Source organism: Mycolicibacterium llatzerense (genome assembly GCF_000878195.1).
In the GTDB taxonomy this organism is placed as follows: Bacteria; Actinomycetota; Actinomycetes; order Mycobacteriales; family Mycobacteriaceae; genus Mycobacterium; species Mycobacterium llatzerense.
Map to the genome: position 1 here is coordinate 69,270 of NZ_JXST01000002.1, position 22,555 is coordinate 91,824.

General features: G+C 62.3%; 15 protein-coding genes. 10 read left to right on the top strand and 5 right to left on the bottom strand.

Annotation, left to right across the window (positions count from 1 at the left end):
- The first annotated feature begins 61 nt into the window (after positions 1-61).
- The 5 genes from TL10_RS01660 to TL10_RS01680 are packed head-to-tail and all read left to right on the top strand — an operon-like array spanning position 62 to position 12,378.
- On the top strand, positions 62-1,297 hold the full coding sequence (locus TL10_RS01660; protein ID WP_043984261.1) for an ABC-three component system protein: 1,236 nt from the start codon (positions 62-64) through the stop codon (positions 1,295-1,297).
- Positions 1,294-1,794, top strand: a complete 501-nt coding sequence (locus TL10_RS01665) for a three component ABC system middle component (protein ID WP_043984262.1) — start codon at positions 1,294-1,296, stop codon at positions 1,792-1,794. The genes TL10_RS01660 and TL10_RS01665 overlap by 4 nt, the downstream gene beginning before the upstream one ends.
- Entirely contained in the window at positions 1,794-3,767 is a 1,974-nt protein-coding gene (locus TL10_RS01670; protein WP_234711348.1) for a DUF3732 domain-containing protein, read from the top strand. The genes TL10_RS01665 and TL10_RS01670 overlap by 1 nt, the downstream gene beginning before the upstream one ends.
- A gap of 5 nt (positions 3,768-3,772) precedes the next feature.
- Positions 3,773-10,156 (top strand): DEAD/DEAH box helicase, encoded by a 6,384-nt coding sequence (locus tag TL10_RS01675; protein WP_043984264.1) that lies wholly within the window; start codon positions 3,773-3,775, stop codon positions 10,154-10,156.
- Positions 10,156-12,378, top strand: coding sequence for a UvrD-helicase domain-containing protein (locus TL10_RS01680; RefSeq protein WP_043984265.1), 2,223 nt, complete (start codon positions 10,156-10,158; stop codon positions 12,376-12,378). Before TL10_RS01675 ends, TL10_RS01680 begins: the two co-directional genes overlap by 1 nt.
- Positions 12,379-12,834: 456 nt before the next feature.
- Here TL10_RS01680 and TL10_RS01685 read toward each other — a convergent pair whose 3' ends face one another.
- The 4 genes from TL10_RS01685 to TL10_RS01700 all read right to left on the bottom strand — a co-directional run bounded on the left by TL10_RS01685 (position 12,835) and on the right by TL10_RS01700 (position 17,039).
- Entirely contained in the window at positions 12,835-13,110 is a 276-nt protein-coding gene (locus TL10_RS01685) for a hypothetical protein (protein ID WP_043984266.1), read from the bottom strand.
- A 70-nt stretch (positions 13,111-13,180) separates the two neighbouring features.
- Positions 13,181-14,887: a hypothetical protein gene (locus TL10_RS01690; protein ID WP_131630660.1), complete on the bottom strand. Its 1,707-nt coding sequence runs from the start codon at positions 14,885-14,887 to the stop codon at positions 13,181-13,183.
- Positions 14,888-14,936: 49 nt separating this feature from the next.
- Complete coding sequence (locus tag TL10_RS01695; protein WP_043984359.1) at positions 14,937-16,286, bottom strand: hypothetical protein; 1,350 nt, start codon at positions 16,284-16,286, stop codon at positions 14,937-14,939.
- Positions 16,287-16,493: 207 nt separating this feature from the next.
- Positions 16,494-17,039: a hypothetical protein gene (locus TL10_RS01700; RefSeq protein WP_043984268.1), complete on the bottom strand. Its 546-nt coding sequence runs from the start codon at positions 17,037-17,039 to the stop codon at positions 16,494-16,496.
- Positions 17,040-17,222: 183 nt separating this feature from the next.
- Between TL10_RS01700 and TL10_RS01705 the strand changes: the two genes are divergently transcribed.
- The 4 genes from TL10_RS01705 to TL10_RS31125 all read left to right on the top strand — a co-directional run bounded on the left by TL10_RS01705 (position 17,223) and on the right by TL10_RS31125 (position 20,142).
- Entirely contained in the window at positions 17,223-17,585 is a 363-nt protein-coding gene (locus tag TL10_RS01705) for a DUF732 domain-containing protein (RefSeq protein WP_043984269.1), read from the top strand.
- On the top strand, positions 17,582-18,568 hold the full coding sequence (locus TL10_RS01710) for an RNase H family protein (protein ID WP_234711345.1): 987 nt from the start codon (positions 17,582-17,584) through the stop codon (positions 18,566-18,568). The genes TL10_RS01705 and TL10_RS01710 overlap by 4 nt, the downstream gene beginning before the upstream one ends.
- 19 nt (positions 18,569-18,587) lie before the next feature.
- Complete coding sequence (locus TL10_RS01715; RefSeq protein WP_043984270.1) at positions 18,588-19,562, top strand: metallophosphoesterase; 975 nt, start codon at positions 18,588-18,590, stop codon at positions 19,560-19,562.
- 262 nt (positions 19,563-19,824) lie between these two features.
- Complete coding sequence (locus tag TL10_RS31125; RefSeq protein WP_157850339.1) at positions 19,825-20,142, top strand: hypothetical protein; 318 nt, start codon at positions 19,825-19,827, stop codon at positions 20,140-20,142.
- 97 nt (positions 20,143-20,239) lie between these two features.
- On the opposite strand, the gene TL10_RS01725 is transcribed toward TL10_RS31125, so the two are convergent.
- Entirely contained in the window at positions 20,240-20,938 is a 699-nt protein-coding gene (locus TL10_RS01725) for an endonuclease/exonuclease/phosphatase family protein (protein ID WP_043984272.1), read from the bottom strand.
- Positions 20,939-21,239: 301 nt separating this feature from the next.
- Between TL10_RS01725 and TL10_RS01730 the strand changes: the two genes are divergently transcribed.
- Entirely contained in the window at positions 21,240-22,049 is an 810-nt protein-coding gene (locus tag TL10_RS01730; RefSeq protein ID WP_043984273.1) for a hypothetical protein, read from the top strand.
- Positions 22,050-22,555: the final 506 nt, after the last annotated feature.

The following is a 22,555-nucleotide window of genomic DNA, read 5'->3' on the forward strand; positions in this document are numbered from 1 at the left end:
TGAATGGAACCCACAGCGGCGGCACCTTGATGCGGCAGTTGCGTAGCAAGGGTGGCCTCTCATGAGTGCAGCTGGAAAGAACCGGTTCAGTGCCGCAGGGTCAGCACTCGGCTACCTAGCTCAGGTTGAGTACGCGTTGCTCATCGCGCTCGAACGAATGGACAGCGACGAGAGCTTCCGGCTGTCCTTGGAGACTCTTGACGACATCGCCTTCGAAGTCGAGGGGCAACCGCGCGAACTGTGGCAGACCAAACACCACGTCAATCAACAGGGTTCCTTAGGCGATGCGAGCCCTGACCTCTGGAAGACGCTTCACAACTGGATCGAGACCTCCACCAACTCGCCTGCTGCCAACTTCCTCTTCACGACTACTACCGCCGGCGCTGGCACTGCTGCAAGCCTGCTTGGACCCTCGCGCACCAGCCAGGACGTGAGCACTGCGCGCGAGAAGCTTGATGCCGTTGCTCGTGCCGCAGGCAACGCATCGTCCGCGGAGTACTACTCAAAGTACCTCTCACTTGATGAACAAGGGCGAACGGATCTGCTAAGTCAGACCGTCGTACTGGATGGCGCCGTTGTCGCAGAGGGCATTACAGATCGCCTCGTCGCAACCGTTCGAAAAGCCACCCCTCGGCAACGCCGCCTGCCCTTAGTCGAGCGGCTGCGTGGTTGGTGGCACGGCCGCGCGATGGAACACCTCACGCGTGTTGCTCTGGGCGAAATCGATTGGATCGACATCCAGGAGGTAGAGGACCAGCTATTGCTGATCGCGCAGTCACTGCGAGATGACAACCTTCCACTCGACTTCGAGAATGACCCGCAGCCGATGCAGCGTGACGTCGATGATGACGACAGGATTTTTGTTGAGCAACTGCAGGTGATCATGCTCCACCACGAGCGCATCAGGCAGGCGGTCTACGACCACAACAGGGCTTTCCTGCAACGGTCTCGGTGGCAGCGAGAACAGCTGCTCGCGATCGGCGAACTTGACGCGTACGACCGGCTCCTGGTGGATGCGTGGAAGCGGGTGTTCCTCCCGTTGGAAGAACCATCCGGCGATGAGGAAGCGACCGACGAACAAAAGTGCAGTAAAGCCCGGGAACTCTACGCGAAGCTGCAGCAACGCACTCTGCCCGAGATCCGCCGGGAAATGAGGTCATCGGGATATGTTCCGCTCGGGTCACTCCACATCATCGCCGACCGATTGGAGATCGGCTGGCACCCCGACTGGGTCGACGTCCTCAAACACCGCCTGGCCGAAGTGCGGAGCGGCGAAGAAGGACGTGGTGTCGCATGAGCGTCGCTGTGCCTCTCGTTGCCCCGGACTCCGAGACGAGCGCACTGTTCAACCCCGCCTTCTGCGCGGTACTGCTCAACGGCGCAACCAAGGCTTACGCGACCAAAGCCGGCGAACCGATGCCGGTTATATACGCGTTTCTCATCCTGCCCAGCGCGCTACATAAGCCGACGCGCGACGCACTGCCGTCCACGACCGCTTCGTCGATGTGGAGCTGGCTGAGAGCTAACCCGGTGCTGCTCATGGACTTCGCTGACCGAGTACGAACATTTCGGCCGTTCACCGCCGCCGCGATCATCTTTGGACTCCAACATGACATCTTGACTGGATCGCCGGCCGCGATAGCAGCGGCGAAGATGGGCCGTCGCCCCCGCACACTCCGTCCAACCGAGGACTGGACTGCCTGTCTTAAGGCCGCCGAGTTCCTTGGACGTTGGTTCGGAGGATCCGGCGCCGACGAAGCCACCAACCTCGCTCAATGGGGAGTTCGACCGTGATGCAGCTCGACGCACTCATCATCTACAACGTCGATGGCGACGTCCGACAGATCCAGTTCCGGCCAGGCCGGCTCAACGTCATCACCGGTGAGTCAGGAACGGGAAAGAGCAGCATCATCGGCATCCTTCGCTTCCTGCTGGGAGGCGACAGCCCGAACGTGCCGCTAGGTCCAATCCAGGACACTGTGGCCTGGTATGGGCTACTGGCGCATGTCGGTGACACTCGCTTCTTTATCGGACGTCCGGCGCCCGCCCATGGTGCGACAACTTCGCAAGCGATGCTCTCCATTGGGGAGATGGAGGTTCCGCTGTTCTCGACTCTGGAAGTCAATACGAACACCCGTGAACTCGTCGACTATCTCGGCGGTCTCGTTGGGATCGAAGAGAACCTCCACGTGCCCACTGAAGGTCAAACTCGTCGTGCCCTGGCCGCAAACCTCCGACATGCGCTCTATTACTGCTTTCAGGGACAGGGAGAGATCGCCAATCCCGATCTGCTCTTCCACCACCAGAACCGTGATTTTCAAAAGCAGGCAATCCGGGACACCTTCCCGTATTTTCTCGGTGCGCAGAGCTCCGATGCTCTGCGCAAACGCGAAGCGCTCTCTGTGCTGAATCGAGAGATCCGGCTGCACACCCGTAGGCTCGAGGAAGCACGTGCTGCGCGTGAGCTGGGTGTTGGCCGCGCCGCGGGACTTATCGCTGAAGCGCGAGCCAGCGGCCTGCTGCGTGCCGACACGGTGCCTGTCGACTTCGGCGAAGCATACGAAATGCTCTCGGCCGCAATCAATGCCGCCGAACCAGTGCTCGATCCCGGTGCCGTCGATGGTGACGCTGAGGTGGAGAGCCTGATTGCGCGTCGCGTAGAGTTGCGCGGCGCCCTACGTGACATCAATGACAAAGTCCGCGGGCTCGAAGAGTTCGCCAGAGTCGGTACCGAGTACGACGCTGAACTCAACGAACACCGCGTTCGGCTTGCCTGCATCGGGCTCATCCCCGGTGACACGGGTTCAGAGGCGGTCTGCCCTGTGTGCACGAGCCCGCTGGAGGAGCCCACCGTCCGCGAGGCAATCGAACATAGCCTCGGTCGCATCTCTCGCCGGATTGAGCTCGCTCAACGTGACCAGCCGCGCATCACCACTGCGCGTGCCGAGCTTCTGGAGGCCCGCGATCACGCGCGAGCAGAACTAGCTGACGTAGATATTGCACTGGACGAACTCGCGCGATCCGACGATATCCGGGCGGCGGCTCAACGGACCTGGGATCAGCAGAGTTTCGTCCGCGGTCGCATTACCCAATACCTCGACACGACCACGCTGGAGAGTGACGACTCTATTGCTGCCATGGAGCGCATGATCGACGAACTGAATGGCAAAGCGACAAGGCTCACCGAGGAACTGGATCCCGAAGCTCTCCGCTCAGCGGTGAATTCGCTCCTGAATATCGTAGGGCGTCGCATGACTGATTTAGCGCGTTCACTCCCTCTTGAGCACTCTGAGCATTGGGTGCGGATCGACCCGTACCGTCTGACTGTCGTCGCGGACACGGTCCACGGTCCGGCCTACATGGACGCTGGCGCCATCGGTAGCGGCATGAGCTGGGTCGGATATCACCTCGTGGCCTACCTGGCATTGCATCGTTTTTTCATCGAGGCGGCTCGGCCGGTACCGAGTTTCATCGTTCTCGATCAACCCAGTCAGGCATTTTTTCCGCGGGACCGTGTGACCGGTGGCGACCTCGCCGAGTTGTCAGACACCGACCGCGACAACACCAGAAGGCTCTACCAGATGATGTTTGACGTCGTCGCCGAGCTCGACGGCCAGCTGCAGATCATTGCTCTGGACCACGCTGACTTCAGCGACGCGTGGTTTCAGGAGTCCATCATTGAAAATTGGCGAGACGGTACAGCGTTAGTCCCAACTGCCTGGATCAACGCTCCGGGTACACATAGCAACCCCAAACGGAAGGCTTGATCGTTATGGGGACACTGCTACCCACTCTGCAGGCGACGCACCTGCGCGAAGGCTTGACCGATTATCTGGCAACAACATTCGCGTTGACGGACCCGGACGCGCAGGCGGTACTCACCGATTTCATAGGCGACTCCGAAAACGGGATGTTCAAGGGGCCCTACGTGCGGTTGCGGCTGCCGTTCGCGCCTGCGGGGGAGGGCTGGCGAAACCATCTAGATTGGTGGCCAAGCGAATTCGTTCCGTACGGGCACCAAGCGCGAGCGTTTGAGCGGCTCTCGACCAAGGAGCAAGAACGGCCGCAGCCCACACTGGTCACCACCGGCACCGGGTCGGGCAAGACCGAATCGTTCCTGTTTCCGATACTCGATAATGTGTTGCGCGCAAAGAAGTCGGGTGTCACCGGGATGAAGGCGCTGATCCTCTACCCGATGAACGCCTTGGCCAACGATCAGGCCGAGCGACTGGCCAAGCTGATCTCCGGTGACCCGGTCCTCGGTGCGGTCACAGCGGGCATCTACACAGGTGAGCAGAGTGGCGGTGGTCGCACCCGGGTCTCGGCCGACGGGCTGATCACCGACCGATCCCTGATGCACGATTCGCCCCCCGACATCTTGCTCACCAACTACAAGATGCTCGACCACATGTTGCTGCGCCCCGACCGCGCCGGCATGTGGCAGCTGTCCGCCGAATCGCTGCAATACCTGGTACTCGATGAATTCCACACCTACGACGGCGCGCAGGGCACCGATGTCGCGATGCTGTTGCGTCGTCTCGGTCTAACCATCAAATCCCACTGGACTGCCGCGTCAAGGGTCACCGACGACGACCGCGCCCGCCCGCTCGGCAAGATCACTCCGGTTGCCACCTCGGCGACCCTCGGTTCGCGCTCAGCCCCGACCGCCATGCTCGATTTCGCCTATACGGTGTTCGGCGAACCGTTCGGCGACGACGCGGTGATCGAAGAAACCCGCCTGACTCCCGACGAATGGCGCAGGGCGCGGCTGGGCACCGACGACCATGCCTGGCAGCCGATCGAACCGGCCTTGCCCGACGCGCTGGACCGGATCACGGCAATCGATCGGGTTGATGGCGATAACCATGCCGTCGCCGCAGCGGTTTTCGCCGAGATCTTCGAAAGGAAATCTCAAGCTGTTCTCTTTGGGAAGGCCACCCAAGCGGAACTTTTCGAGCAGCCCGTCCAATCTGAGCTCTTTGAGAAGTCCGCACATGCAGGTGTTTCGGCCACCGCGTCGGACCTGGACGCCGAGGAGATGCTCGATCAGCTCAAGCGGCATCGCTTCATCCAGGCGGTGTTGGAGAACGCCGTCGACGCGGTGTCGCTGCCCGACCTGGCCGAGCAGGTATTTCCAGCGGTGCCCGTCGATCGCGATGCCGCCCGCACCCGCGATATCCAGATTCGGTTCCTGGAGTTCGTCTTTGCGATGCTTTCGCACGTGCGCGCCGAGATCGGCCGCGCAGCGCTCGGCGTCGACGTGCACCTGTGGATCCGGGAACTCAGCCGTCTCGATCGGGCCGTGCGTGCCGCGACCGAATACCGCTGGTCCGACGACGGAACCTCCGTCGACGACGAGCTGTATCTACCCGCGGTCTACTGCCGGCACTGCGGACGCTCGGGCTGGGGTGCCCGGTTGGCACCGACCGGCAGCGCCCTCGACGTCACCGACGAGGCGATCCGCGCCGACCACGCCGCTGGCGCCTCGCGGTTCCGTGCGCTGATCTCGGCGCCCGCCGAAGCGCAGGTCGTCGGCGGCGTTCACGGTCTGCGGTGGTTCCATCTCGACCAGCGCGAACTCCTCGACACGACACCGGACCCGCAGAGCCCCGATGTTGTCGACGGACGGGTACTGCCGGTGCTCACCCTGATCGGGCCGGACGCCGACGAACAGTCCAAGAACGACGTGTGCCCAGCCTGCGGCGCCGCCGATGGAATTCGCTTCCTCGGCAGTGCAGTGGCGACCCAACTGTCGGTGACTTTGTCGAACCTGTTCGGCGACAAGCATCTTGACGCCGCCGAGAAGAAAGCGTTGATGTTCACTGACAGCGTGCAGGATGCCGCGCACCGCGCAGGGTTCGTGCAGGCACGGTCGCACAGCCTGAGCCTGCGCACGGCGCTGTGCGGAGCGCTCGGTGACGCCGAACTCGACCTGGACGAGCTCGCCCGAGCGGTCATCGACCGCGCCGGCGACGATCCGATGCTGCGCTACCAACTACTGCCGCCCGACATCGTGGACCGCGACGAGTTCGCCGCGTTCTGGAAGCCCGACGCGCACCCCAACTCGCGACGAGCCGCGGAAAACAAAGCCAAGCGGCGGCTGCGGTTCGACGTCGACCTCGAATTCGGTCTGCAGTCCCGTACTGGCCGCACCTTGGAACTCACGGGCAGCGTCGTCGCCGAGGTGTATCTCGGGGCGGCGCACAAGGCGCCGATCATCGGGAGGCGTGCCCTCGACAAGGCCGACCCCGCGCAGTTCCCGCTGACCGGGGTGTCCGATGCAGCACTGGCGCAGTGGGTGCGGGGGACGGTCGAGCGGATCCGCACCCGCGGCGGCATTCACCACGACTGGCTGCGGCCCTACCTGGAGAAGAACGCCAACCGCTACCACGTTTGGGGTGGGCGACCACGCGGCCAGGGCATGCCCGCCTTCCCGAAAGGTCGCCCCGCCCCGGCCTTCCCGGCCCTGAAATCCGGAAGTGGTGCTCTGCCAGAGGGATTCGACCCGATCACGGCCCCGTCCTCCTGGTATGCGCAATGGACGTCGCGGTGCCTGGACGTCAGCCCCCACGACGGCACCTTCCTCGCCAAGGCACTGTTTGTCGAACTTGCCGAGCAGATGTTGCTGTCCACCATCACCACCGAGACCGGTTCCACCGTCTACGGAATGACGTCGGCCACCGTCCAGGTCAGCGCTCCCACGCTGGAAGCGCTCCTCGACGAGCGGCACCTGCTCGCCTGTGACATCTGTCAAACCCCGGTGCCGGGCAGTGCCACCACCGTCGACGAACTCGACGGGGCGCCCTGCACGTTGATCCGCTGTCCGGGGCGGCTGCACCGAAGCGCGAAGACTGACAACTTCTACCGCCGGCTGTACGACTCGACCGAGATGAAACGCGTCGTCGCACGGGAACACACTGGCCTGCTGCCGACGAAGACCCGCCTCGAATACGAGACTGCCTTCAAACGCGGCGGCACCGACCCGCAAGCACCCAACGTGCTCGTCGCGACCCCGACGCTGGAGATGGGCATCGACATCGGTGACCTCTCCACCGTCATGCTCGGCTCGTTACCCCGATCGGTGTCGTCCTACCTGCAGCGTGTCGGGCGCGCCGGCCGGCTCACCGGAAACTCTTTGGTGCTGGCCTACGTTCGCGGCCGTGGCGAACATCTGCCCAAGTTGTTCGAGCCGCTGTCGGTGATTCAGGGGGATGTCCGCCCGCCGGCGACATTCCTGAACGCCGAGGAGATCCTGCAACGCCAGTACATAGCGCACATCGTCGATCAGTTCGCCCGTGACCCGCAGCTGGTGGCGCCCAAGGATGCACGGTCGGTGCTCGGAGACAACGGAGCGGACAGCTGGCTGGCCCGGCTGATGGACACCGCCGCCACCGACGCCGAAGCGTTGCTGGACCGCTTCCTGGCCCAGTTCGGGGAGCATCTCAGCCCCGACGCGGTCGACGCCTTGCGTTCTTGGGCGAGCGCACCACCTCAGGGCGGTCCCAGTGGCCTCACCCAACGCCTCATGGCCGCGGCCTACCAGTGGCAACTCGATCTCAAGGAACTCACCGAACGGCAGGCGACCGTCGAGGCCGACCTGCCCGAGTTCGAACGCCGGGCCATCTCCCCGGCCGCCACCGACGATGATCGTCGGGCCTACAAGATCGCCAAGGGATCACGCAAGCTGCTTGGCGCCCAGGTCACCTCGCTGACCCGCGACTACTGGATCTCGGTGCTCGAACGGTACGGCGTACTGCCCAACTACACACTGCTCGACGACGCGGTGACCCTGGATGTCGGCGTCACCTGGATTGATCCGGACAGCAACGACTATATGGGGGAGCAGCTCAGTTATCAGCGCGGTTCCCGGGTTGCGCTCACCGAGCTCGCACCTGGTGCCACCTTCTACGCCCAAGGCCTCGCGGTCACCATCGACGCGGTCGACCTGGGCACCGGTGAATCCAACATCCACGCCTGGCAACTCTGCCCGCAGTGCGGGTGGGTGCGCAGCAGCAGCGCGTCCGCGGGATCTGATCCGGTGTCGAGCTGCCCGCGCTGCCACAGCACCGGTATCGCCGACGTGAGTCAGCACCTGCCGGTCGTCGAAATGACCCGCGTTTCGGCGGAGGTGCGCCGGGATGAGGCCACCATCAACGACCTACGCGACAACCGTGCGCAGGAACCGTTCACCGTGGTGACCGCCGCCGACGTCGACCCCACCCAGGTGGGGCGCACCTGGTTTCGCTCGAGTTCGTCGTTCGGTGCGGAATACCTGCGGCGCTTGGATATTCGCTGGATCAACCTCGGCGGACGGACGTCCAAGGGAAAGACGAGGTTGATCGCCGGGCAGGAATCTGCCAGCGGCCTGTTCCGGGTCTGCGCGTCCTGTGGGCAACTCGACCGGGAGGCCGGGCGCAACAGTCGATACGAGCACCGCACCTGGTGTCGCTTGCGGGGTTCGGCCGTGGAGGACGTCCGAGACATCGCGCTGGCGCGACGACTACGGACGCAGGGCGTGCTGCTGCATCTGCCACCGCAGATGGAGTACGACAACTTCGCCCACCCCAGCCTGGCTGCCGCGATCCTGCTCGGCCTGCGCGAGGTGATCGGCGGATCACCCGAGCATCTCGACGTCGCCACCATCAGCGATGCGCTGTGGGCGCCTGACCGGCGCGCGCTGCTGATCCACGACACGGTTCCCGGCGGGACCGGCTATCTCGCCGAATTCGCCGACCACACCAAGGTTTTCGCGGTACTGGCCGCGGCACGGCAGATTCTGCGGGAATGCCCGTGCCGAGATGAGGATCGGCTGGCCTGCCACCGCTGCCTGCTGCCGTTCGCCGCGCCTTACGAGATGGACAAGGTGTCACGGCTGACCGCATTGAATCTCCTCGACGGCATTCTGGAGGTCGGTGCCCACGGAACTCCCGACCTGGATGCCTGGACCGCCGAGGTGACCGAGCAGGCACCGCCCAGCACGCCGCTCAGCGACGAGTCGTTCCTGGAACGCGACTTCTACTGCTCGTTCATCGAGCGGCTCAAGTTGATGGGTGCAGCCGTCGTGGAGAAACCGGGCACCTACGGTCCGTCGGCGACCATCACGCTGCAAGGCAGCAAGGTGCGGAAATGGTCACTGCGACCACAGGTTTCGCTTGACTTCGTCAAACCGGACTTTGTGTTGCAGACTGCTGATCCGGACATCCCGCGTATCGCGATTTTCGCCGATGGACGTGCATTTCACGCCGGAACCGGCGACCGTAACCGTGTCGCTGACGACGCCGACAAACGTGCCGCATTGCGGGCCGCGGGCTATCTGGTGTGGTCCTTCGGACATGAGGATCTGCAGCGGTTCAAATCTGGGGAGTCGATCGAGCCGGCTTGGTTCGATCAAAGGGCCACCAGCTTCGTCACCAGCCGGTTCCATGTTCAACCGGGTTTGGTTCGGCTGCAGGCCAAAGACCCGGTATCGCAACTGCTCGAGTTCATGGTTACTCCCGACATCGACGCCTGGCGACACTTCAGCAAGTGGATGCCGTACTTGTTCGTCCGCAGTGACAACCGCGCTCATTCGGAAGTGGAATCGGCGGTGGCGGCTGCCATCGCGGCGTTGGACGGTGGCACGCCGTTCTCGGCATCGGGGGCCGACATCTGCTGGGCGTACACCGCCGGCGCTATCACTCTCACCGCCGGCGTGCGCACCACAGCCGATCCGCCACGGGCAGTACTTGCCGTCGACGACCGAGATGAGCAGTTGGACGCCCTGCACGGCAAGGCATGGAAGGAATGGCTACGGCTGTCGAATTGGTTGGGGATCAGCGATCCGGGTCGCGTTACGACCCGCACCCTGCTCGAGTCGGCCCCGGCGTCAGCGCCGGAGCAACCCGATGAGTTCACACTGCCCGCGGAATGGAAACTGTTGCTCGACGAAGCGGTGTCTGATGGGGAACGCGCCCTGATCTTGAACTTGGCTGCGGCAGGTGCGGCGCCCCCCGAGCTGGGGTATGAGACGACCGATGGCGAGGTGTTGGATATGGCCTGGCCTGGCGCGTGCGTGGCTGTGGTGTTCGACGAAGGTGAACAGGTGGAGGGGTGGACGCTGTGCTCACCCGATGCCGATGAAATTGTGGAGGCGTTGAAAGTGAATGGGGTGGTGTAGTGGCGAATCTGGTTATCGCGTCGAACAGCAAGGGCATGTCCAAGCTCGACGGGTCGATCAAGAACAAGGTGTATGACTTCTTCGAGAAGCTGGCCGCCGACGACACCCAACCTTCTCTGCACATCGAACCGCTCCACGTGGCTGTCGATCCCCGGGTTCGGACCGGGCGCGTCGACCTGCACTACCGCGCGGTGTTGTTCCGGGTCGATGACAAGTCCAGCGGGCCGACGTACATCTACATGGGCACCTGGGGACATGACGATGCGATCAAATTGGCCGAACGGGCCACCCTCCGGGTGAACCCCATAAACGGCACCCTTGAGGGGCTGATCGGTGAAATGGCGCCCGCCGAGACAGACACTGTGACAACGGTTTCCGAACGGAAAGCGAAGCCTGCGCTGTCCTACCTGGCCGGGGTGGGGTACACGCTGGCAGACTTGACCGACGGGCTGGGCATCAATTCAGTGCTGGCGTCCAAGGTCATGGAGGCTCCCGATGAGTCGGCGCTGCTCGAAGTGGCTGCCGAAGGCCTGGAGTGGGAGGGCAGTGCCCTTCTGGAACTCGCCACTGGTGTGTCGATCGAGTCCATCCGGGAAAACCACGGATTCGGCAAGGGGCCGGTGGACACTTCTCTCGACGAGGACCAGCAGATCATCGCCGCGCTGGAGCGGCCGGCGTCGAAGATGCAATTCGCGTTCATCGAAGACAACGAAGAACTGCGTCGTGTCATCGAAGGTGGCGACTTCGCCGCATGGCGTACGTTTCTGCACCCCGAACAGCGTAAGTTCGTCGAGAAGGACTTCGAGGGGTCAGGTTCATTCAGATTGGCTGGTGGTGCGGGCACCGGCAAGACCGTGGTCGTGATCCACCGCGCACGCCGTCTGGCCCGGGCCAACCCGGAGGCCCGGATCATTTTGACCACCTTCAACGCGACACTGGCCCAGGGGCTCAAATCCGACCTCAAGTCCCTGGACCCAGGTCTGCGTATCGCCGACAAACCTGGCGAGGTCGGCGTGTACGTGGGTGGTATCGATGCGCTGGGCAGAGATGTGCTGCACCGATCTGGCGATTCCGCGGCAGAGGCCAGCCAGCGGGTGTTCGGCACTATTGTCGAATTTGGTTCCAAGCGAACGCATTCCGATGCAGTGTGGCGTGAGGTAACGCAGACCGTCGATACCGGGCTTGATGCGAAGCTCGCTACGCCCACGTTTTTGGATGCAGAGTATGTGGCGGTGTTCCTGGCGAATCGGATCACGACGCTGGAGCAGTACGCCAAGATCGCGCGATCCGGTCGGGGAGTGCGACTGAGTCGACCACAGCGCATCGCAGTGTGGAAGCTGGTCGAGGCCTACCGCCGGCACAGCCAGATGGACGAAACCATCAGTTTCCCGGAGGTGCTTGCCCTGGCAGCCGAAGCGCTGCGGGTGCGGACCGAACGTGATGGTACGCATCTCGCCGATCATGTCCTTGTCGACGAGGCGCAGGACCTGCACGCGACGCACTGGGCATTGCTGCGGGCGCTGGTGGCTGGCGGCGCGAATGATCTCTTCATCGCGGAGGACTCACACCAACGGATCTACGGTAGCCCGGTTGTGTTGAGCCGCTTTGGAATCAACATTCGGGGAAAGTCCCGTCGGCTGACACTGAACTATCGGACCACCGCGCAGAACTTGCACTTCGCGGTGAGTGTGCTATCGGGCGCCGAATACCGAGATCTCGAACAGGGTGAGGAATCGACCAGCGAATATCGGTCGGCCCGCAACGGTCCTGTTCCAGAGCTGGTTCCGTGCGCCGACGTGGCGGACGAGTTGCAAACGGTGGCCGACAAGGTCAGGTCTTGGCTCGCCGACGGTGATGTGGAACCCGAGAGTATCGCGGTGCTCACCCGCAGCCAGGACGAACGCGACCGCTTCGTCCGTGGGCTCGGCGAACGCGGTGTCACAGCCCGCGCCGTCGATAAGAACGCCCCCACACCAGGCCAGCCACTGGTGATGACGATGCATCGCGCTAAGGGGATGGAATTCTCAAGAGTTGTGCTTGTGGGAGCGGACGAGAAGCACGTGCCGTCGCCGGCGACGCTACGCAACGTGCCCGACGAAGAACGAGCAGAAGCGCTGCTGCGGGAGCGTTCACTGCTCTATGTCGCAAGTAGCCGGGCGCGCGACGCTCTCGTCGTGACGTGGAGCGGGAAACGATCCGAGTTGTTGGGCACTGCGAATTAGCCACCGACGACAAGATTCGAGCGCGAAGGCAGAGCATGGTCGACGCGATCGTTGACATCTGGCCTGTGCCCGTAGGCCACAAATCAGCAGTCGGACGAACCGAAGCCCGTTAGACGCGGCATGTTGGGCTGAGTGACCTCATCAGCGCAGGACTAGTGTTCCGGCGCAACGATTTTGCGAGGCGCACGGTATTGGCAGACCGAACAGCAACTGTATTTCCCGACAGCCGAATTGACTGCGGTGGCAAGGCTTTTGACAGTCTGTGCGCGGCTGCTCGACCAATCTCGGGTAAGAGTGAAGATAGTTGGTGGTTCTTCAATATCAGTCCAACGGACAAGACGGCTCTTGCGGAGTGTCGCAAGAGTATGTTGATCAAACCGCGAGTGAGATCGACGAAGACGAGATCGACGACGTTGCAGGGAGCGAGTAAGACGACGAAGACGAGACCGAGAATGACTAGGTCTCAAGCCCGTCGCTGTCGGCTGCGGCTGACCGGTTAGCTTCGCCGAATGTCGCCTTGAGCAGCGCGATCAACTCTCGCGCGATTTGCTCGTCGATTTGTATAGACTGGCTGCTCTTGGGCTTTGACTGGCGCATGTCTGAGCCAAAAGTGCTGAGATGCAAGAGTTGTGTTCCGTCGGATGCGTGAACGACGTTGTAAAAGCAGTCGACTTCCGATTCGTGCGGGCGAATCGACTGTATGCCTTGGCTGAGTGAGCGAACGCGGGCCATTAGGGCACTGTAGTGGACAGAAGCCTACGTGCTGCTGGCGAGAAGGACCGTAAGCGCGCTTGGTCGCCCGTTACCTCTTTGGCTTTGGGGAGCTCAAAGCCTGGTCCACGTACCGCACTATGAGCCTCGGCGCCGCGGAATCAACGGCTTTCAAAAGTACATTGGCGCCGCCGCCAGCTGCTGCCGCTGTGACTCCTCTGTCGTGGCGGGCCCTCCAGACCTTTGACCGCATGGTTTTATATGCATCGCGAGCAGCACCTGCACTCGTGGGTTTGATTCCGCCGAGCTGGCGAAACACAGCCTCCATGACAATGGGTTGAACCACCTTCAGCAGCCGGCTGAGACCGGCGACGGCGACTGGAAGAGCGTTGCTGGCCTGCGCCTGCAGGTTGGCGATCTTGTCGGCTCTGCTGAGGATGCGCCGTCCCAATTCTTCGAACTCCGCTTCGGTGCGTGGCTCGAATCCCCGCAGCAACGCGATGCACATCGCCAGTTCAGCGACCACCTCCTGAAGTGGTGGCGCCGCATCAGCGTATCGAGCACCGGCCGAAAGTTTGCGGACCGCTTGTCGTTTGACGATCTGAACCCGGCCTTCTGCGTCGACATCCGGGTGTTGGTGGTCGAGGTCGTCGACGATTGCCCGAGCAGCCGGTAGCTGGGCTTCGAATAGTCCGCCGAGCGCTGCTGCGGCGTCGTCGGCAGACGGCGGCGACATATCGGATCGGAGGCGCTCGTCGGCGTCGTCATCGGTTACGAGGTCTACTGCCATGAGAGACTTTGCGGCGTCGTCCCAGGTAATAGTGTCACGGTTCGATACGGCTGGTGTGGTGACGGCCGCCGAGTATGCTGCGAGTGTTTCACGCAGCGCCAGGGCGTCACGAATTTCCTTACCTCGGACGAGGCGTACAACAGGATTTGTTGGCGCGCTGGGGATTCTGTCGATGACTTCTTTGAAGAGAACCGCCAGATCAATGGCCAGTTGATGTTGAGCCTCGTACTCGGCTAGGAGCTGATCAAAATCCTCGTTCGGGTGGGCGCTGAGCCGGGACCCGATTCGCGCGAGTCGCTCAATCGCCCAGATCTCTTCGGCTGCGATCAGCAGTCGGACGCGATCTGCCCAGCCGCCTTGGACGCAGGCCAATTGGATTGACTCGTCCAAGAGATCGTCGGTGGTGTCGGCCAATCCCGCTGCGCCGAAACGAACAGCGGCGCGGAGATCGCTGACGATATTGGTGATAGCGCACTCCAAGTCACCACCAGTTTGAGTGAGGAAGGATGGCGATTTGAACGCGCGGCGCCTATCGGCGCGCAACTCGGTTAGGAGCGGACTGCCGGGAACATCGAGGCGGCCGACGACATCTGCGTCTTCATTTGTAAGCGGCGCGACGACATCGGCCGCATCGGCCAGCCTCTGTCGCCGTGCGGCGTATGCGGCCTCGGCCAGGAGCCCTTTCCTTGCATCGTCATTCGATTTTTCGATCGCGACCGTGAGGGTGGCGCCGCCAGCGCCGAACTTCCGCAACGTCACAGTAGGTGTCGTTGCGGCGATTTCGACGTCGGAATAACCGTCGGCAACGAACACGACGTCGGTGGCTGTGTAGTCCAGCAAGGGGGCAATCTCGATGAGGCGGTGCGCAGCTCCTCGAAGATCGGTTGGATCGACAGCTGTCTGATCGCCAGATGCCGTCATCTGAAAGGCAGATATTCCTACCTCTGTGCCAAACACGACCTCGAGGTGACCGCACCTAAGCGACACGGCAGAAGCATCTTCAGACATGGACTGATCGTAGATATCGCCACCGACACCAATCACAGGTCCACCAACTTCAGCTTGGTGACTCGCCACCCTGCTCAGAACCATCGGTACGCTCGCGCCTCAGCGCTTTACCTTTCTCACGAGCGCGTCCGAAGAAGCTGCCGAACCGCTCAAGTTGTTCGCTCGCGGCCTCGAGCGCGTGTGTTGCCGTTTCGCTGGCCGCCTCCAGCGCCGCCGTTGCCGTTTCGCTCACTCGCTCCACGGCAGCGTTCGCGGCCTGGAGAGGTGTCGGCGCTTTGAATTCTTGCCACTCCGACATATGTGCGCGGCGCGCACTTCCGAATCGAACGACGTCGGCGCGAAGCTTCGGCAGATTCTCTTGAAGGTCTTCGACCGACCAGTACCGGAAACCGTCGATCGCTTCAGTTTTGGCGACAGCGTCCAAAACGTCCCGTGCACGTCGGAACAGTGCATCATCGTCGGCGAGCTGCCGCTTGAGCAGATCGCGAGCGTCGTCGAGAACCTGCTGCACGTGTTCAGGTTGGGTTGCCTCGACACGAGCCAAACGAAGCCGCTGCCATTTGAACAACGACTCCTGCGAGATGACCAACAGGCTTAGTGTCTCTCCGAGTTGATCGCTATTCGCGGCGCGCTTTATGAAGTCCGCGCGCTCTTGAATCGGCTTCGTAGCATCGAAGGTCTGCAACGTGCGATCTGCATGATGGCGTAGCTGCTCGACGGTGCGGTTCAACGCTGGCCCAATTGATGCGATCGAGTCCCAGTCGGCATCGGAAAACGATCCGTGTCGATCGAGGTACGCAACCATTCGGTCGATGGTAACGCGATCTCCCAGGACGTCGCCAGACCGATTGGCGTGAGCCAAACGCAGAACCTCCTCGACCTTGCCTTCGACCCGCTTGACAGACTCTTCGACTTCGGCGATCGCCGCTTTGAGGGCCAGCTGTACCGCAATCATCTGCAGGGACATCATTCGAGCTGGCGTAACGCTGGCGTGTTTCCACTGCAGCTGGCTGACAAACTTGTTGTTCGCCCCGCGAGTCATCATCCGGTAAAAGCCATCGGTACCGGGGATCAACTGACCCTTCCGGATTGCCATGAGGCTCTCGGGGTGGAGTTGGACGAACTTCGCTGACTGCCCGAGGAATGCCGCCGCCCCCGCCGCCAGTCCAGCTGCATTGCCGAGCCCCGCTTGATCCACGCCCATGACGCCGACAGCGTTCGCTGCAATGCCGCGGACACGTTCAACGTAGACTTCGACTTCCGCTGGGTCTCCAGCAAGCAGAAGTCCTTCTGGTTGAACCACCACGGCGACCTCGCCGTCCTGCGGGATTACTGCAGGAAGTTCGTCGGAACTGGCGTCGACAGGTTCCGACCGCGCCGGGTCAAGGTTGCTTGCCATGTGCATCCCCTCTATTTCTGCTCCGAAGTGTAGGTGAGTCGCTATTTGCTGCGGTCGGCCAGCGATGATGAGCTCGCCGATAGTCCACGGCGAATCAGGCCTCTCTAGGAGGTGCATCTGATCTGAGCAGCACAACAAGTCGTCAGCCATTCGACGGACGAGCTGTGCTGCAACGTCATTCGAGTGCGGAGCCACACCGTGGCGTTGTCAGCCGCGCGTCTTCGTGCCGAACAGCGTCGGGTCGGGTGCCGGCTCTTGGTCGCCGCCCTCGTCCCACGGCCGGCAGTATGGGCACCAGGGGCGCAAGCGATGGTGCTGCCACGCCGAGTAGATGAGCGCGAACGTCCAGATATCACCCGGCACAAAGTATGCGCGCGTGACCGTGCCCTCGGTTGCGACATCGAAAATGGCTGGGCCGGCGAGAATTACGACCATCACAAGCGTAGCCGGCAGGGTTGTGGCGAAGTGAAAGAACCGCAGTGACCGGCGACGGCGTTGGGCACGGCTCGGCGCGTCAACCGGAACTTCTTCCATGCAACGTGTACACAGATGATCCCTATGGCGATGAAACAGCGCGGTGCCCCAGCACGTCAGTAGTGCGATGGCGACGAACGTGTTGATACCGGTGAGTAGGCCGAACCACGCCGCGACGCGTATCGGTATCGCCACCGCGAGTACGTAGATCAGTGCATGGGCCAGTAGTGATTGCATCCGCGATGCGCGCGACTCGTCTCCGAAATGTGCTGCCTTCATTGTCCATCCAGTCATATGGCGCCTGCCGGCGCGTGTAGTGAGAACTGGACAACGTATCGGCGACCACTGACATGTTGATGGCACCTCCAGCCACTGCGGAGGAAGCTGAAACTTGTCGGTGGTGTCTGTCAATCTGTAGGGCTCGCGGGAAGCGGGCATTTCCTCAGAAGGACGGAGAGCCCGATGACCACCTACTTCAACCGCGGCCGCATATCGGTCATCGCTGCCTTCATGGTGTTGGCGGGGCTGATTGGCTCGGCGCCTGCTCACGCCGACCAGTACGACTTCGTCGCGTACCTGGACAACAACGGCGTGTACTACTCGTCGGTCTCCGGGGTCATCGACGCAGGCAAGATGACCTGCCGGGTCTTGCGCTCCGGTGGTGGCGTACCCGGCGCGATGGGCTTCCTCGGGCGGGCGGGCTACGAGCGCTACGAGGCAGCGACCATCATCGTCGGCGCTGTCGACGACATGTGCCCTGACACGCAACCGGTGATCGACGCCTTCCTCAACCAAACTGCAGGCGGTAAAGGCATGCCGACATGATGGTCGATCGCCTCGATTCACGGTGCGAGTCCGTGACGCCGCTGCCGCGTCCGCAGCCCAGGCGCGCCGATCTCGCTTTCGCGCAGCCACGGCCAGTCGAATCGATCGTGATCGATGTGGCCGAATCGCACCTGGGCCATTGCTACGTCGCCGTCAGCGCGCAGCGATCGTGGTCGGGTGTCGTCGCAGCGCCGAACGCCGAGGTCGCGGTGCTCAACGCGATCGACGAAATCTGCGCCCAGCATCCCGAACAACAGCGCATCCGCTTCGTTGCCTGCGTGGGGAGCAGTAGTCCGTTGTGGCGCTACGCCGGCCAGATCTGGACTGCCACAACGGATTGGTGGATCGAGCGTCCCTCCCACGCAGACCGATCACTTGTTGAAAGCGCGGCCGCTCAATTAGAGACTGCGCGTCTGTCGCTGCCGCCGCTTCCCGTGGACCGTGGTCCCCTCACCGTTGCTACCGATGGCTCGATGCGGTGCCGGCACGCGGGCTTCGGTTGGCTGGCCTCCTCGGGTGAGCACGGACTTGCGGGGTTCGTTTCGTCATCGAAGCGGGTTGGCACCAACCCCGTGCTGGTGGCCGAGCTGTACGCCATCGGTAGTGCGGTGTGTGGACTTCCGCGTAATCGTCTGACGGTACTGTCTGATAGCCGCGCCGCGGTGGCGATGGTGAATCGTTGGAAACGTGGAGATTTCGTACTGCCTGCGGAATACCCGGTGGTGGAGTCCGGGTCCGATCGGAACTTGATCGCTATGCAACGTCGGATCCACGCCGAACGGAGCCGGATCACGCTGCGTTGGGTACACGGCCATCGTGGAGAGCCCTTGAACGAGGGCGCTGATGCATTGGCACGCCTGGCGTCACGCTATCGACGAGGCGATCGTGACTTGAACGATTGCGAGTATCGCCACCGTGCTGCGGGGATCGCCAAGGGCTTCGCGTTGGCGTACCGGCGGGCCAACCAGGTGGGGAGCCCTTGATGCGCGGCCATCTAGGCGGATGCGGTGCGATGATCAGCCTGTGACCGGCTACGACATCATCGGCGACATCCACGGCTGTGCCGACCCGCTCGAGTCGTTGCTCGATGCCATGGGCTACCGCCTCACCGACGGCGCCTATACACACGCGAGCCGACAGGCGGTGTTCGTCGGTGACCTGGTCGACCGCGGACCCCAGCAGCTCCGCGTCCTGGAAACCGTCAAGGCCATGGTCGACGCCGGCAGCGCGCAGATCACCATGGGCAACCATGAGTTCAATGCGATCTGTTACGGCATCCCACGTGCTGAGGGTGACTATCTGCGCCGCCACTCGGACAAGAATTCCCATCAGCACCGGGCCTTCTTGGAACAGTTGACCGCCGAGCAACAGCGGTACTACCTGGACTGGTTCCGCACCATTCCGCTGTGGCTTGACCTCAGCGGGGTGCGGGTCGTGCATGCGTGCTGGCATGAGCCCTCGATGAAAGTCGTTGAGCAGGAACTGGGTTCGAATGTCTTTGGTGCCGATGCGCAGTTCGCGACAGCATCGACCAAGGGGCATCCACTGTACGAAGCGATCGAGACACTCATCAAGGGACCGGAGCTGAGCCTGACCGCTCACGGCCAGTCGTCGTACCTGGACAAGGACGGTCACGAGCGCGAAGAGGCCCGGCTGCGGTGGTGGAGTACCGGTTCGACGCTGCGTGAGCTCGCAGAGATGACAAGCACTTTCACCACGCCGGACGGCTCGCCGTACCCGGAGTTGCCGGCGCTCTCGATCGCCAATGACGACCACGTCTATCGCGGCGGCGTTCCGGTGGTGTACGGCCACTACTGGCGGACAGGAACGCCGGTGCGCGGTCTCGATTGGACCGACCGCACGGCGTGCGTCGACTTCAGTGCTGTCAAGGGCGGGGCGCTGACCGCATACCGATGGTCGGGGGAAGAGACTGTGCGAGTAGAGAATTTCATCCAGATACCGTGCCATTCAGCCTAAGCTGATTGTCAGCTCAAATTGGCAGATTTATCGGGACGAGGGCAACCTGGTTCAGGAGTTGCCATTCGCGCAGGCTTCGGCACCTCTCGGTCAGCCGCTGGGAGGCTTGTGAGGTGCAGGCCGCCTTCTCGACACGTCAAACTTGATCGACGCTGCGTACGCGGGTCGGCTCCACATGAGTAGGCTAATCGCAGCTGGCACATGCTCCAGTCAACGACAGCTGCATACCGCATTCGCAAAACGCCGCCGTACGTCGGACGTCTTGACCACGCTCTCCACCAACCCGGGCTTCGTTAACTGGATGCAGCACGTACCACGTGCCTTTCCGGCTGCCGCTTTCGCCTCGGCTCATTTCACCCCCGGCGATGTTGATGACCTCATCCTCGGAAGTGAATCCATTGGTCGCACCGTAGTAGATGTGCAGATCACGAGAACCGTTGCTTCGCTTGGCGATGACGTAGGGTTTCCCGGGCTGGTCGACGACGCGATAACCGTCTGCACGGGCAGCGTCGGTGAGCTGTCGAATGAATTCGTGGTTCGCCGCGGGTATCCGTGCCTGGGACAGCGCTGTGATCAGTGATTCTGATGGTGGGTTCGAGTCCATGAGTAGCTTGTCTTCCATCTTCAAGGTGAGCGTTCGCTCGAGTATGTCTGTTTCGCTTCGCTTTCCGATGATGTCATCCCAGCAATGCGATCAGCCCTGAATGGTCGGTCTCGCCAGCCTGGCGCGGCACATGGTCGAACTCGCACGAGGTCACGCGGTTGGCAACTTCAAGTGAGGCGAACATGTAGTCGAGACGGAAGCCGTTGTTCCCGGGGCGGCTGTACCACGAATACTCGCGAGTGTGGGGATGCAACGATCGCCATATGTCGGTGTATCCTGACGCCGCAAGTCGGCTGGGCATTTCGGGGCCGATGAACTTGGCGCCCTTTGGGTCTTTGTCAAGGTCGTTGTTGCCTGTGTTGAAGTCGCCGACAAGTAGTTCGATACCCTCGCGTCGTGCGTGAGCGATGAGGGCTTCCCAGTAGGGCAGTTTGGCGGTGCGTTGCGGCATGTAGACGGCACACACTGTCATGTCTGCGATCTGCGCGCACCACAAATGATTGGCGTCCAGTTGATCGCTAAACGGCCATGAACGGTCGATTCCGCGCCGTGATGCAATGAGCACGGTGTTCAGCTTCGAGTCGACGTCAGGGTGAGATGTGGTGTAGCCGGCGCCCTCAAGTCGAGTGCGGAATCGAGAGCCGACTTCGTTCGCGCGGAATTCGGTGACCACCAGGACGTCTGCGTCGTATCCGAGCATTCGGGAAGCGAGTGCATCGGTCGACTTCCGTCCGCCATGACGGATGTTCAAGGTGGCGATGGTAGTGGTCATGAGAAACCCTCTCGCTCGGCGTGGAATCTCCCGCGAGCCGATCAGTATGAACGAAGGCGCCGACAAGTCGGATCGGTTCGAGGCCGAGTGCACAGGTCTCCTGGCGATCTGCGCGACTTGTCGGTGGTCGGTGTCATTCTGTTCGGCTGCTCGGAACGCAGGTAGCGACAGTGAGTGGGAGACAGGTGTGGACCATGTTGATGAGAACGGCCGTGCTGGCTGAATCGGCTCGATTGGTATTCGGCCGCCAGTGTGCGTGCCCAGGGATTGACGTTCACTCCCGTGCAGACGTAGGTGCACGATGAGTAGCAAGCGTTCATCTGATGGGTCGAACGCGCTGGGCGGCTTCATCTTCTTCGTGATTCTGCTCGTTGTGATGATCCCTAAGCCGGTCTGGATCGCCTTCGGGGTCATCACCGCCGTCGGTGTTGTGATCTGGGTTGTCTACGCGCTCGTCGCGGCTGCGGAGAAGCGACGCATCGAAGGCGAGGAACGAGCCCGCGTCGAACTGGCAGCACGGGCCGCAGCCGCCAAACGTCAACGGGAGGAACAGGTCCGCAAGGAAGAGCAACACCGCGTAAATACGCTGGGTAAACAGAACGCCGCGCTCCTGGAATCCGCGCTCAGCGCAGTGAAGCGGATAGCCGCGTCCGAGGCCGCTCGCGCCGGATGGCTGGGCGAGGTCGACTTCAGTGTCGACATCAATGGGATTACCGACAACTTCACGAAGGCGTACGCCCTGCGCAAGGTGACGAACACGCTGTCGGCGTTGAACAAGCCGACGAGAGAAGACCGGAACATCTTGGCAGAGGCCAAGAGCACGATCACAAGTCTGGAAACTGCTGCGACCGAGCGGGTGGAGCTCATTGTCAAATGTGCCATGGAAGCGCAACGCATCGACAAGTCGTTGCGCACCGAACGTGAGGATGCCCGGGTTGCCGAGCAGCGCGCCGAGCTGCACGCAAAATTGAGTGCCATGCTGTACGGGATCGAGGCGACTCAAGATGTCGGCCCAACGGATTCGGCGGTGGATGTGGTCATGGCGCGGGTGCAGGCCTACCGGGAGATCAAAAACCAGATTCTCGTAGCTCGCGGCGATGGAGCACCGTAGCTGCACTCTCGAACCGTCCCTTGCTGCGCCGGTACAGCCGTCGGCAGCCGGCCGGCGAACAGGCTCGCTAGCCTGCCGCGGCAATCCGCGCCCCAGGATCATCGAGTTCGTCCAGGACCCGGCCGGCGCCCCACACCAGTTTGCGCTCTGTCAACGTGCAGAAGACACTGGGTCGCGGAGAGGCTAACAAGGACTCAGGCGCGACGTCGGCGGTAGAACGATGGTATGACTTTGTGTGAACTCGAAGAAATAACAGGCACTTTCACCACCCCGGGACGTCTCGCCGTACCCCGAGCTACCGTCGCTCCCGATCGCGGACGACGGCCACCGGTACCGTGGCGACGTTCGGGTAGTTTATGGCAATTACTCGCCTACCGGCACACCGGCACACCGGCACACCGGCCGCGGGCCTGGACTGGACCGACCGCGCCGCGTGTGTGGAAATCAGCGCCGTCAAAGGCGGACCACTGAGCGCGTACCGGTGGTCCGGTAATCGACTGTGCGGG